The sequence below is a fragment of the Tsuneonella sp. CC-YZS046 genome, assembly GCF_035581365.1.
GTDB lineage: Bacteria > Pseudomonadota > Alphaproteobacteria > Sphingomonadales > Sphingomonadaceae > JAWKXU01.
The window spans coordinates 1,696,298-1,708,691 of sequence record NZ_CP141590.1; the positions used below are offsets into that span (position 1 = coordinate 1,696,298).

Here is a 12,394-nt window from a genome sequence, read left to right on the forward strand (position 1 = left end):
CTTGCGATCAAAACCGTGCCCCCTGCCCATCCGGCGCGCAAGGCGTTATCAGGGGGCCATGAAGCATGTCAGCCAAAGCTCGAAAACGGTAGGCGGCGGGGCCAAGAAAATCCTCTATGCTCTCGCGACCGCGCGAAGGATGGGGCTGAAAAACAGCGCCAAGACCCTGACGTCGAAAAACGCCTGCAAGGCCTGCGCGCTGGGCATGGGCGGCCAGTCCGGCGGCATGACCAACGAATTGGGAGAGTTTCCGGCGGTCTGCAACAAGTCGGTGCAGGCGCAATCGACCGATATCCAGCAGCCCATCCCCGTCGAGGTGCTCACTCATCCGCTGGCCGATTTTGCCGAGCTGGACGGATATGAGCTGGAACATCTCGGCCGCCTGGCGACGCCGCTCCACAAGGCAGCCGGGGCGGAACGCTATACTCCGGTGGACTGGGATTTCGCGCTCGAACGGGCGGCCTGCAAGCTGCGCGAGGCCGGGGCCGGCCGCTCGTTCTTCTATTCCTCGGGCCGTTCCTCCAACGAGGCGGGCTTCCTGTTCCAGCTGCTGGCGCGGGCCTGGGGCACCAACAATGTCAACAATTGCTCCTACTACTGCCACCAGGCCTCGGGCGTGGGCCTTGGCGCCACCATCGGCACCGGCACGGCCACGGTCGAACTGGATGACCTGACCCGCTGCGACCTGATCGTGGTGATCGGGGCCAATCCTTCGTCCAACCACCCGCGCTTCATCCACAAGCTGAAGGCCTGCCGCGACCGGGGCGGCGAGGTAATCATCGTCAATCCCGCCAAGGAAGCGGGGCTGGTGCGCTTTGCCGTGCCGAAAAGCCCCGCATCGCTGCTCAAGGGTGGAGACTGGATCGCCAGCGAATATCTCCAGCCCAGGATCGGCGGCGATGCCGCGCTGTTCAAGGGGCTGGCCAAGGCCATCCTCGAAGACGGAGCCGAAAACGCCGCCTTCATCGCGGCCCATACCGTCGGCTTCGCGGAGTTCCGGGCGGATGCGGCCGCGACGGGCTGGGACATTATCGAACGGGGTTGCGGCCTGCCGGAAGCCCGCATTCGCGAAATCGCCCGCAAGATCGCCGCCGCGCAGAACGCCGTCCTCGCCTGGGGCATGGGCATCACCCATCATGTGAATGGCAGCGACACGGTGGAAGCGATTGCCTGCCTGGCCCTGCTCACCGGCCAGATCGGGCGGCCCGGCGCGGGCCTTCTGCCCCTGCGCGGGCATTCCAACGTGCAGGGCATCGGCACGATCGGCGTCAAGCCCGTCCTGTCCGGGGAGGTGTTCCGGGCGATCGAGGACAGTTTCGGCATTACCCTTCCCACCGCCGAGGGGCTGGATACGTTGGCGGGAATCGAGGCCGCGCGAGAGGGCCGGATCGCGGCCGCCGTCATCATGGGCGGCAATCTGCTGGAAGCGACGCCCAACCGCGCCTTCGCGCGCGAAGCGCTTGGCCGGATCGGCTTCCGCCTGTTCCTCACCACAACGCTCAATCGCGGGCATGTAGAAGGGATGGAGGAAGGGGAAGTCATCATCCTGCCGGTCACAGCGCGGGATGAGGAATGGGAACCGACCACGCAGGAATCCATGTTCAACTACGTCCGCCTGTCCGACGGCGGGATCGAGCGGCTGGACAATGTCCGCCCGGAAGTGGCGATCCTGGCCGATCTCGCCCGGCGCCTGCTGCCGGACAGCCCGCTGGATTTCGCGGCCTTTTCCCACCACCGCCATATTCGCGAGGCGATCGCCCGCGTCGTCCCCGGGATGGAGCAACTGGCCGATATCGATGTCGCCCGGCGCGAATTTCACATATCGAACCGTTTGCTGCATACGCCGCATTTCAACATGCCCGGCGGCAAGGCCCGCTTCGTCGCCCGCCCGCTGCCCGCGCCGCCGCAACCGGGGCTGGTGCTCACCACCGTCCGTTCGGAGGGGCAATTCAATTCCATCATCTATGAACGGCGCGACACCTATCGCGACAATGCCGATCGCATGACGGTGATGATGCATCCCGCCGATATCGCCGCCGCCGGCTTTGCCGAGGGCGAGCGCGCCACTCTGGTTTCGGATAGCGGCCGGATGGAAGGGGTGATGCTGAAGGGCTTCGACGTATCGCGCGGCACGGTGATGGCCTATTATCCCGAGGCGAACGTGCTGGTCGGCACCGCGGTCGATCCCCGCTCCCGCACGCCGAGCTTCAAGGCCACGCCGGTGCGGCTGGAGCGATGCTGAACGCCATTGCCTTGCACTGTGCCTCGCGCCAGTAAGGAATCCGATGTCCGCCCACCACGCTCTCCTTTTCGGGAAAATCCTGCGCCGCGCCCTTGCGCTGGCCCTGTTGTTGATGGCCGCCCTTGCCTTGCCGCGCCCGGCGCAGGCGGACCCGGCGGATATCGCCGCCGCCGCGCGGGGGGTCGTCAGGGTGGTCATCCTGGGCACGGACGGGGGGCAGTTGTTCCCCATCTCGCATGGCACCGGCTTCGTGGTGGAGAACGGAAAGGTCGTCACCAATGCGCATGTGGTGGAAGACGCCATCCAGGTTCCGGGGCTGACCATCGGCATCGTGCCGCCGCAGGGCGGCGAAGCCGTTCCGGCGAAGATAGTTTCATTCTCCCCTCGCAATGACCTGGCGCTGATCGAGGCGACCCAGCCGCTGCGCTTGCCGGCGCTGGCCATAGCCATCAATCCGCCGGAAGACAGCGCGATGGTTTTTGCCGTCGGCTATCCGATGAATGTCGACCGGGCGCAGGGGCTTTCCATCGCCGACGTGCTGAAACCCCAGCCCCCGGTGAAAAGCAGCGGCTTCGTTTCGGGCACAAGGCCCAGCCGCGAATTCGACACCGTCCTGCATACGGCCCCGATCGCGCGGGGGAACAGCGGCGGCCCGCTGCTCGACAATTGCGGACGGGTTATCGGCACCAACAGTTTCGGCACCGAATCGGAAGGCGCCGATGCGGAATTCTTCTTCGCGGTGTCGGCGCGCGAATTGCTTCCGTTCCTGAGGGCCAACGATGTTTCCGCCCAGATCAACGGCCTGCCCTGCCGCAGCATGGCCGAACTGGATGCGCAGGAACAGGCCGAGGCGATGCGCGAGACGGAACGGGCCATGGAAATCGCGCGGCGCGAGGCAAGCGAGATGGAGCGCAAGCGGGCGCGAGCCTTGCGCGCGGCCGAGCTGGACGTGCTGGCGGAACGCGAAAACGGCATGGCGGCGGCGGCGCTGCTGCTCGCGCTGGCGCTCGTCGCCGGAATATTCGCCTGGCAAGCCAGAACCAAAGGCAACCAGCGGCACGCGGCGATTGCCGCCGGAGTGACCGCGCTTGCCCTGATCGGCATGCTGGCGGCATGGTTCACCCGCCCCGGGATGGACAGGATAGAGCAGCGGGCCATCGCTTCGCTCGGTCAGGACCGGCCCAACAAGGTTGCCGCCACGGCAACCCCGCAGGCAGCAGGCGAGATCGGCATGATCTGCTCGATCGATCTCGGCCGAAGCCGCGTGACCAGCGCCAAGACCGACGATATTCCCGTGACCTGGCGTGCGGACGGCTGCGTCAATCGGCGCACCCAGTATGGCCTGGCGAATGGGCAATGGAGCCGCGTCTTCGCGCCGAACGACGAGGAAGTTGTCTCGGTGAATCGCTACGATCCGGAACGAAAGGAATACCGCGTCGAGCGCTATCTGCTGGGCAAGGCCGCGATGGATGCCGCGCGGAGCGAACGGGCGGCCTTCTCCGCGCCGGAATGCGGGGCGGGCGATCAGGCGGCCCGCACCCTAGGGGAACGGCAGGGGGCGATCCTTGCCCTGCTCCCCCCGCAACCCAACGAACGGCTGGTGTTCAAATGCCAGCAAGCTGCGCCAACCGGCGGCTCTCGCGAATAGTTCGCGCGAGTCGGGTTGCATCCTCGGATTCTCGGTGCTAGGCGCGCGCCAACCTTGCCGGGGTGCTTTAGATGGCGTCCATTTCGGCAGGGCGAGATTTTCCGTATTTCGGACCCAAGCGGACCCCTTGAGGAGGACCAAGACGCGTGGAGATTTCCGCCGGTATAAAGGCCAGTCTAGCCGGGCGCTATGCATCGGCCCTGTTCGATCTTGCGTCGGAAAATGGCTGCGTGAGCGCAGTGGAGACCGACCTTGAGAATCTGGGCGCCGCCCTGGCCGAATCGGCTGACCTTGGCGCCCTGATCCGGAACCCGGAAATAAGCCGTGGCGATCTGGGCAAGGCGATGGCCGCGCTTGGCGATCTGCTCAGGCTTTCCGATCTGACCAGGAACTTCCTCGGGGTGCTGGCCCAGAACCGCCGCCTGGCGGAATTGCCCGCCGTGATCCGCGCCTTCGCGGCGATCGCCGCGGCCCAGCGCGGCGAAGTGACCGCCGAAGTCTCCAGCGCCCACCCGCTGAGCGACGAGCAGGTCGCCCTGCTGCAGGAAAAGCTCAAGGCCCGCGAGGGCCGCAATGTGAAGATCAGGACGAGCGTCGACACCGGCCTGCTCGGTGGCCTTGTGGTCACCATCGGCAGCCGCCGCATCGACGGCTCGATCCGCACCCGTCTCAATTCCCTCGCCCAAGCGATGAAGGGCTGAAAGCCCCAACAAAGGCTTCGATGAAAGGCTAAACCATGGAAATCCGCGCCGCAGAAATCTCCAAGGTCATCAAGGACCAGATCGCCAGCTTCGGCACCGAAGCCCAGGTCAGCGAAGTCGGCTCCGTCCTCTCGGTCGGTGACGGCATCGCCCGCATCCACGGCCTCGACAAGGTCCAGGCCGGCGAAATGGTCGAATTCGCCAACGGCGTGCAGGGCATGGCCCTCAACCTCGAAGCCGACAATGTCGGCGTCGTGATCTTCGGCTCCGACGCCGAGATCAAGGAAGGCGACAGCGTGAAGCGCACCGGCACCATCGTGGACGTGCCGGTCGGCAAGGGCCTGCTGGGCCGCGTGGTGGACGCGCTGGGCAATCCGATCGACGGCAAGGGCCCGATCGTCGCCGACAAGCGCAGCCGCGTCGAAGTGAAGGCTCCCGGCATCATCCCGCGCAAGTCGGTGCATGAACCCGTGCAGACCGGCCTCAAGGCGCTCGACGCCCTCGTCCCCGTCGGCCGTGGCCAGCGCGAGCTTATCATCGGCGACCGCCAGACCGGCAAGACCGCCGTCGCCATCGACACCTTCATCAACCAGAAGGGCGTCAATCAGGGCGACGACGAAGGCAAGAAACTCTACTGCATCTACGTCGCCGTGGGCCAGAAGCGCTCCACCGTGGCGCAGATCGTCCGCCAGCTCGAAGAAAACGGCGCCATGGAATATTCCATCGTCGTCGCCGCCACCGCTTCGGAGCCTGCTCCGCTGCAGTTCCTCGCGCCCTACACCGGCTGCGCCATGGGCGAATTCTTCCGCGACAACGGCATGCACGCCGTGATCGTGTATGACGACCTTTCCAAGCAGGCCGTCGCCTATCGCCAGATGTCCCTGCTGCTCCGCCGCCCGCCGGGCCGCGAAGCCTATCCGGGCGACGTGTTCTATCTCCACAGCCGCCTGCTCGAGCGCGCCGCGAAGATGAACGACGAGAACGGCGCCGGTTCGCTCACCGCCCTGCCGATCATCGAGACCCAGGCGGGCGACGTGTCGGCCTATATCCCGACCAACGTGATCTCGATCACCGACGGTCAGATCTTCCTCGAAACCGGCCTGTTCTACCAGGGCGTCCGCCCGGCCATCAACGTCGGCCTGTCGGTGTCCCGCGTGGGTTCGTCCGCCCAGACCAAGGCGATGAAGAAGGTGTCCGGCTCGATCAAGCTGGAGCTTGCCCAGTATCGCGAAATGGCCGCCTTCGCCCAGTTCGGTTCGGACCTCGACGCTTCGACCCAGAAGCTGCTCAATCGCGGCGCGCGCCTGACCGAGCTGCTCAAGCAGCCGCAGTTCTCGCCGCTTCCGTTCGAAGAGCAGACCATCTCGATCTTCGCCGGCACCAATGGCTATCTCGATGCGATCCCGGTCGACCGGGTGACCGAATATGAAGCCGCCATGCTGAGCTTCATGCGCAGCGAACATGCCGATGTCCTCACGCTGATCCGCGACAGCAAGGATTTCGGCGACGACGCCAAGGCCAAGACTGTCGCCGCGCTCGACACCTTCGCCAAGCAGTTCGCCTGAGACATCAGCCAGTAGGGAGCCGTCATGGCCTCGCTTAAGGAACTCAAGGGCCGGATCAACTCGGTCAAGTCGACCCAGAAGATCACCAAGGCCAAGCAGATGGTCGCCGCCGCGAAGCTGCGCAAGGCGCAGGCCGCGGCCGAGGCCGCGCGCCCCTTCGCCCAACGGCTGGCCGCCGTCATGGCCAGCCTCGCCAGCAAGGTCGGCGGCAGCGACAACGCGCCCCGGCTGCTTGCCGGCACCGGCGCGGATCAGCGTCACCTGCTGGTCGTCGCCAACTCCGACAAGGGCCTTGCCGGCGCGTTCAATTCGAACATCGTCCGCGCGGCCCTGACCAAGGCAAACGAGCTGAAGGCCCAGGGCAAGCAGGTGGATTTCTACCTGATCGGCCGCAAGGGCCGCGCCCCGATCCGCCGCGCATGGCCGGACAACGTCTCCAGGATGTTCGACACCACGGACGTTCGCGAGCCGGGCTATGGCGAGGCGGAAGGGATCGCCGACGAGCTGGTCGAGATGTACGAAGCCGGCAAGTTCGATGTCGCGCATCTGTTCTTCTCGCGCTTCCAGTCGGCCCTGGCCCAGATCCCGACCACGCAGCAGATCATCCCGGTTCCGCCCCCCGAAGCCGCCGCCGAAGACAATTCCGGCGCAGTCGTGGAATATGAACCGGACGAGGAGGCCATCCTGGCCGAATTGCTGCCGCGCTATCTGAAGACACAGATCTTCGGCGCGCTGCTCGAGAATTCCGCGTCCGAGCAGGGCGCGTCGATGACCGCGATGGACAATGCCACCCGCAATGCGGGCGATCTGATCAACAAGCTGACCATCCAGTACAACCGCAGCCGCCAGGCCGCGATCACCACCGAACTGATCGAAATCATTGCTGGCGCGGAAGCGCTGTAGCAACAATCGAAGCTGGCGCGGAAGCGCTGTAAGAGATTCAAGGCAAGGAAACGAAAATGGCCACCGCTCCCGTCCTCAACAAGACCACCAATGGCACGATCAGCCAGGTCATCGGCGCCGTCGTCGACGTGACCTTCGAAGGCGAGCTGCCGGCGATCCTCACCGCGCTCGAAACCGACAACAACGGCCAGCGCCTCGTGCTCGAAGTCGCCCAGCACCTCGGCGAGAACACCGTGCGCACCATCGCCATGGACGCGACCGACGGCCTGACCCGCGGTCAGCAGGTGGTGAACACCGGCGCGCAGATCTCCGTGCCGGTCGGCCCGAAGACGCTCGGCCGCATTCTCAACGTCGTCGGCGAGCCGATCGACGAGCGCGGCCCGGTCAATGCGGACCAGAAGGCGCCGATCCACGCGGAAGCTCCGCTGTTCATCGACCAGTCGACCGAAGCCGCCATTCTCGTCACCGGCATCAAGGTGATCGACCTGCTCGCCCCCTACGCCAAGGGCGGCAAGATCGGCCTGTTCGGCGGCGCCGGCGTGGGCAAGACCGTGCTCATTCAGGAACTCATCAACAACATCGCCAAGGGCCACGGCGGCGTGTCCGTGTTCGCCGGCGTGGGTGAGCGCACCCGCGAAGGCAACGACCTCTACCACGAATTCCTCGACGCCGGCGTTATCGCCAAGGACGCCGATGGCAACGCCACGTCGGAAGGCTCCAAGGTGGCGCTGGTGTTCGGCCAGATGAACGAGCCGCCGGGCGCCCGCGCCCGCGTCGCTCTCTCCGGCCTGACCATGGCGGAATATTTCCGCGACCAGGAAGGCCAGGACGTGCTGTTCTTCGTGGACAATATCTTCCGCTTCACCCAGGCGGGTTCGGAAGTGTCCGCCCTGCTCGGCCGTATTCCTTCTGCGGTGGGCTATCAGCCGACCCTGTCGACGGACATGGGCGCGCTGCAGGAACGCATCACCTCCACCACCAAGGGCTCGATCACCTCGGTGCAGGCGATCTACGTGCCGGCGGACGACCTTACCGACCCTGCTCCGGCCACCTCCTTCGCGCACCTCGACGCGACCACCACCCTGTCGCGCGCCATCTCCGAGCTGGGCATCTACCCGGCGGTTGACCCGCTGGACTCCACCAGCCGCGTGCTCGAACCGCGCGTCGTCGGTCAGGAGCACTACGAAACCGCCCGCCGCGTTCAGGAAACGCTGCAGAAGTACAAGTCGCTGCAGGATATCATCGCGATCCTGGGCATGGACGAACTGTCCGAAGAGGATAAGCTCACCGTCGCCCGCGCCCGCAAGATCCAGCGCTTCCTGTCGCAGCCGTTCCACGTGGCCGAAGTCTTCACCGGCATCCCCGGCAAGTTCGTCCAGCTCGAAGACACCGTGAAGTCCTTCAAGGCAGTGGTCGACGGCGAATACGATCACCTGCCGGAAGCTGCCTTCTATATGGTCGGCGGCATCGACGAAGCGGTCGAGAAGGCCAAGAAGTTGGCTGAGGACGCCTGATAATGGCTCTGCACTTCGAACTCGTCACGCCGGCCAAGCTGGTCCGTTCCGAGGACGTCCATATGGTGGTCGTCCCGGGCACGGAAGGCGAATTCGGCGTGCTGGAAGGCCATGCGCCTTTCATGTCCACGATCCGTGACGGCGCCGTCCAGATCTACAAGACCGAAGGCGGCCAGCCGGAGGAAATCCAGGTACGCGGCGGTTTCGCGGAAGTCGGAGCCAATGGCCTCACCGTGCTGGCCGAGCACGTCGAGGGCTGACTACATTGATGCAGTGGAGTAGAGCGGAGACGCGAAGAAGGCGGGTTACGCCATGTCTACTTCACTGATGCAGCGAAACTGGGCCCGCGCGGCCCAGTTTTTCGTTTTTGCGGCCCTACCGCTACATGCACTGCTGACATGGCAAGTGCCATACACCACTACCTTCATCAGACACTATTCCGTCACTGTCCTTGCAATCGAACTTGCAGTGATCGTCATTGCCTTGCTCGCTGGTCGTAGCCTTTTCGGGACATTCCAGCAGCTTCGCCCCATAACGCGTATTGCAGCCCTAGCTATTATCGGAATTGCTGGGGTTACGACATTATTGGTCGCTCCGGATCGATATGGAGCATCGATCCATCTGATAATCACCATTATTCATTGCCTATTCGCGGTGGCGGCGGCAGACATGCTGGCTTCGTTCACGCGGTCGGAGCGACGCGATCTGGCCATCGCACTTGCTCTCGGCCTCACTGTATATGGCGTGATATCCTATGCGCTCGCTCTGAGCGTGCGCAATGATCCCGATTTCAATTGGTGGCGGTTCGGCGCAGGGGTCACCCATGTGCGACATATCGGCTACTATGGCGTTGCATTAACAGGCCTCGCCGGCGGCTTGCTGGTCAGCGCACCAGACAGCCGACGGATGGCGCTTTTCATGCTGCCACTTACGATGGGATTTGCGCTTACAGCGTGGTCCGGCGCCCGGACCAGTTTCATAGCTGCAATCGGGATTACCCTGCTTCTCATCGCACTCGCGCCCCGTGCCGGGAGATTGCGGGCCAGCCAACTCTGCCTGCTCTCCTTCGCCATCGCACTACCTGTGAGCGCGCTGTTCATTCCCGCGCCATTCTGGGGAATATGGCGCATCCTCAACACTTCGCTGGCCCAAGGCGGCGATCTCAACTCGTACTCGACTGGAAGGCTGACGATTTGGCGTGAAACGCTTAAGCTCATCGCTGAGCGTCCGCTGTTAGGACATGGGGAGGGACAATTCCGCCAACTCATCACGGTCGAACGCGGATTGATCAATCATCCCCATAATGCCCTGCTGCAGGTCCTTTTCCAGTGGGGCGTCATCGGCACTTTGGCTGTAGTTGTATTGGCACTGAATCCGCTACGAAACCTGCGAAATGCCATTCGCAAAGAGGCCGAGAGCGCGTTTCCGGCAATCGGATTGCTTGGCGGCCTTGGTGCAGTTTCCGTTGTGGATGATCCCCTGTTTTATCCCTTCCCACTGGTAATGGCGATCATAGCGCTGATAATTTTGGCATCTCCAGTGCGAACGCCCGAAGCCACCTCAGGCTAACTCCCGTTCCTCAGACCAACAATGCCTCGCGATTGGTCCCAGGTCCATCGCGAGGCGTCAGGCTTTCAGGCTTTGCCAAGCAGGCGGGCTGCTTCCCGTGTCATCCGATCCAGCAGCTCGGCAGCGCTCGGCACGTCCTGAATCAGGCCGACCCCCTCGCCGACCGGGACATGGGCGACGCTGAAATCTCCAGCCTTGAGAGCCGCATCATATTGGGCGCGGGCGGCCACCGGATCGCATTTCAACTCTTCCAGCCGCCCTTCCCACTCGCGATGCATCGCATTGCGCAGCGCCCGGAAATCATAGGCTTTGGGCCAGTTCTTGCGGCGGAGCACATCGAAGATTTCGCTGCGCGCGGTGGCATCGCCATTGGCCTCGATCGCGGCATCCAGCGCACCTTGCATCGCGAGGCTTTCCCTGGAAGCCCACAAGCGCGTCCCGACCACCACGCCATCCGCCCCCAGCATCAGCATCGCCGCCAGACCCCGGCCATCCGCCACACCGCCAGCGCCGAGCAGCAGCGTGCCGGGCGCGTGGCGGCTCAGCCAGTCCGCCACCTCCGGAACCAGCGTGAAGCTGCTGCGGGCATCATGCCCGGCCGCGCCATGGCCACCGGCTTCGGCCCCTTGCGCCACGATGACCGCCGCGCCCGCTTCCACGCATTGCGGCAATTGGGCGATCCGCTGAATCTGGCATATGAGCACGATTCCGGCATCGGCAATTCGCCGCGCATAGGGGCGCGGGTCGCCGAAGGAGAGAAAGATCGCGCGAGGCCGCAGGGGCTGCGCCAGCACCCAGTCCAGCGCCGACGCATCCTGATCGAGCTTCCAGGTGATGAAGCCGCATCCGAGGCGGTCTTCGGAGCCGGTTCCGGACAAGCGGTTCGCGGCGATATTCCATTCGCGGCTGGTCCATTCGAGATCGCCATAGCCACCGCCGACCATCCCGAACGCGCCCGCCCAGGCGCAGGCAGCCGCCAGTTCCCCGCCAGCCGACAAGGCCATGGGGGCGAGCATCACGGGGCTTGTCAGCCCAAGGCGCGCTGTCAGCCTGGTATCGAGCATTCCCTGCCTCCTCGTTCACCGCCTGCTGCGCGTCGGTGCATGAAAATCCGGTGGTTTCCCCTTAATCCATTGCAGGAATTTGGCGACCTCCACATGATCCCGCAGCAATTCCGGAGCGCACCCGATGCGCGCCAGTTCCGCATTGTCGAATGTCGCATGTATCGTGCGATGGCAGATCGGGTGAAGCGGAACCACCTCGCGCCCTCCCCGGCTCCTAGGAACGGGATGGTGCCATTCGACGCGGCGCCCCAATGGACGGCCGCAGAGCCAGCAATCGCCGCCCTGCCCCTGCGGATCAGGGGACATCGCACTCCGCGACGGCCCGTGCCCGGCCCGAACGCCACAAATACAGTCCTGCGCCCACGATCATTGCCGCGCCGACCATGCTCAGCGTATCGGGCCAGTCATCGAACACCAGCCACCCGGCCGCCAGTGCGACAAGCAGCTGCACATAGGCCATGGGAGCGATCACCGCCGCGCCGGCGCGCGTGGTCGCGGTATAGACCAGCCAGTGTCCGCAACTTGCAGTGAATGCCACCAATACACAGCGCAAGACCACGCCCCAGCTCGGCCAGCCGATCTCGATGCCTGCCAATCCCGTCGCGGCGGCGATCCCGGTCCCGATGCCGAGCATCGCAGCAGCGATGACCGCGGTGTAGAACTGCATGGCCAGCCCGCTCGCCAATCCGGCGGCGATGCGATTGCCAAGCACCAGCATGCTCATGCCCATCGCCGCGGCCAGCGGCAGCAGCACTGCCCAGCCGAAATGCACGAAATTCGGCCGGATCAGCACCAGCATCCCGGCAAAGGCGAGCAATGTGGCGAGCCATACGGATTTCCGCGCGGGCTCCCCCAGAACCAGCGTGGCGAGCAGCGCGGTCAGCATCGGGCTCACGAAGAAGATGGCGGTGGCTTCCACGATCGGCATGATGAACAGGGCGGTGAAGAAGGCTGCCGTGCCCACCGTCATGCCGAAGCCGCGCATCAGCTGAATGCCTGGCCGGGGCATGACGAAAGCGGCCCTGCCTTCCCGAAGGGCAAGAATGGTGCCCAGCACCGTCGCCGCTATCGCAAAGCGCAGCGCCGCGACTGCAATCCCGGGCCACGCGCCGCCAATCGTCTTGATGATGGCGTCGCCGACCGAGAACATGCTGAAGCCCATGACGGCAATCAGCACCCCGCCTCTTT

At 64.7% G+C, this 12,394-nt stretch carries 11 protein-coding genes; 8 read left to right on the plus strand and 3 right to left on the minus strand.

Annotation, left to right across the window (positions count from 1 at the left end; translation table 11 throughout):
* The first annotated feature begins 58 nt into the window (after positions 1-58).
* From U8326_RS08375 to U8326_RS08410, 8 genes are all read left to right on the plus strand, one after another.
* Positions 59-2,242 carry an FdhF/YdeP family oxidoreductase gene (locus U8326_RS08375; protein ID WP_324739686.1) on the plus strand — a complete coding sequence of 728 codons (2,184 nt, stop codon included), beginning with the start codon at positions 59-61 and terminating at the stop codon, positions 2,240-2,242.
* Between the two features lie 43 nt (positions 2,243-2,285).
* Positions 2,286-3,890, plus strand: coding sequence for a serine protease (locus U8326_RS08380; protein ID WP_324739687.1), 1,605 nt, complete (start codon positions 2,286-2,288; stop codon positions 3,888-3,890).
* Between the two features lie 146 nt (positions 3,891-4,036).
* Complete coding sequence (locus tag U8326_RS08385) at positions 4,037-4,591, plus strand: F0F1 ATP synthase subunit delta (protein WP_324739688.1); 555 nt, start codon at positions 4,037-4,039, stop codon at positions 4,589-4,591.
* 35 nt (positions 4,592-4,626) lie between these two features.
* Positions 4,627-6,156 carry a F0F1 ATP synthase subunit alpha gene (atpA, locus tag U8326_RS08390; protein WP_324739689.1) on the plus strand — a complete coding sequence of 510 codons (1,530 nt, stop codon included), beginning with the start codon at positions 4,627-4,629 and terminating at the stop codon, positions 6,154-6,156.
* Between the two features lie 24 nt (positions 6,157-6,180).
* Entirely contained in the window at positions 6,181-7,059 is an 879-nt protein-coding gene (locus tag U8326_RS08395) for a F0F1 ATP synthase subunit gamma (RefSeq protein ID WP_324739690.1), read from the plus strand.
* A gap of 56 nt (positions 7,060-7,115) precedes the next feature.
* On the plus strand, positions 7,116-8,573 hold the full coding sequence (gene atpD, locus U8326_RS08400; RefSeq protein ID WP_324739691.1) for a F0F1 ATP synthase subunit beta: 1,458 nt from the start codon (positions 7,116-7,118) through the stop codon (positions 8,571-8,573).
* A gap of 2 nt (positions 8,574-8,575) precedes the next feature.
* Entirely contained in the window at positions 8,576-8,833 is a 258-nt protein-coding gene (locus tag U8326_RS08405) for an ATP synthase F1 subunit epsilon (protein WP_324739692.1), read from the plus strand.
* A gap of 52 nt (positions 8,834-8,885) precedes the next feature.
* On the plus strand, positions 8,886-10,142 hold the full coding sequence (locus tag U8326_RS08410) for an O-antigen ligase family protein (protein WP_324739693.1): 1,257 nt from the start codon (positions 8,886-8,888) through the stop codon (positions 10,140-10,142).
* A gap of 65 nt (positions 10,143-10,207) precedes the next feature.
* Here the strand turns inward: U8326_RS08410 and U8326_RS08415 are convergent, their stop codons facing one another.
* From U8326_RS08415 to U8326_RS08425, 3 genes are read right to left on the minus strand one after another with little or no spacing between them, the layout of a single operon-like run.
* Positions 10,208-11,206, minus strand: a complete 999-nt coding sequence (locus U8326_RS08415) for a nitronate monooxygenase (RefSeq protein WP_324739694.1) — start codon at positions 11,204-11,206, stop codon at positions 10,208-10,210.
* A gap of 15 nt (positions 11,207-11,221) precedes the next feature.
* Positions 11,222-11,512 carry an HNH endonuclease gene (locus U8326_RS08420; RefSeq protein ID WP_324739695.1) on the minus strand — a complete coding sequence of 97 codons (291 nt, stop codon included), beginning with the start codon at positions 11,510-11,512 and terminating at the stop codon, positions 11,222-11,224.
* Positions 11,502-12,383 carry a DMT family transporter gene (locus tag U8326_RS08425; RefSeq protein WP_324739696.1) on the minus strand — a complete coding sequence of 294 codons (882 nt, stop codon included), beginning with the start codon at positions 12,381-12,383 and terminating at the stop codon, positions 11,502-11,504. The genes U8326_RS08420 and U8326_RS08425 overlap by 11 nt, the downstream gene beginning before the upstream one ends.
* Between the last annotated feature and the right edge of the window lie 11 nt (positions 12,384-12,394).

Excerpts from the sequence above, each read along its gene's own strand:
- U8326_RS08410 (WP_324739693.1), top strand. The coding sequence starts at position 8,886 with ATGTCTACTTCACTGATGCAGCGAAACTGGGCCCGCGCGGCCCAGTTT.
- U8326_RS08405 (WP_324739692.1), top strand. The coding sequence starts at position 8,576 with ATGGCTCTGCACTTCGAACTCGTCACGCCGGCCAAGCTGGTCCGTTCC.
- U8326_RS08420 (WP_324739695.1), bottom strand. The coding sequence starts at position 11,512 with ATGTCCCCTGATCCGCAGGGGCAGGGCGGCGATTGCTGGCTCTGCGGC.
- atpA (WP_324739689.1), top strand. The coding sequence starts at position 4,627 with ATGGAAATCCGCGCCGCAGAAATCTCCAAGGTCATCAAGGACCAGATC.
- atpD (WP_324739691.1), top strand. The coding sequence starts at position 7,116 with ATGGCCACCGCTCCCGTCCTCAACAAGACCACCAATGGCACGATCAGC.
- U8326_RS08415 (WP_324739694.1), bottom strand. The coding sequence starts at position 11,206 with ATGCTCGATACCAGGCTGACAGCGCGCCTTGGGCTGACAAGCCCCGTG.
- U8326_RS08380 (WP_324739687.1), top strand. The coding sequence starts at position 2,286 with ATGTCCGCCCACCACGCTCTCCTTTTCGGGAAAATCCTGCGCCGCGCC.
- U8326_RS08395 (WP_324739690.1), top strand. The coding sequence starts at position 6,181 with ATGGCCTCGCTTAAGGAACTCAAGGGCCGGATCAACTCGGTCAAGTCG.
- U8326_RS08375 (WP_324739686.1), top strand. The coding sequence starts at position 59 with ATGAAGCATGTCAGCCAAAGCTCGAAAACGGTAGGCGGCGGGGCCAAG.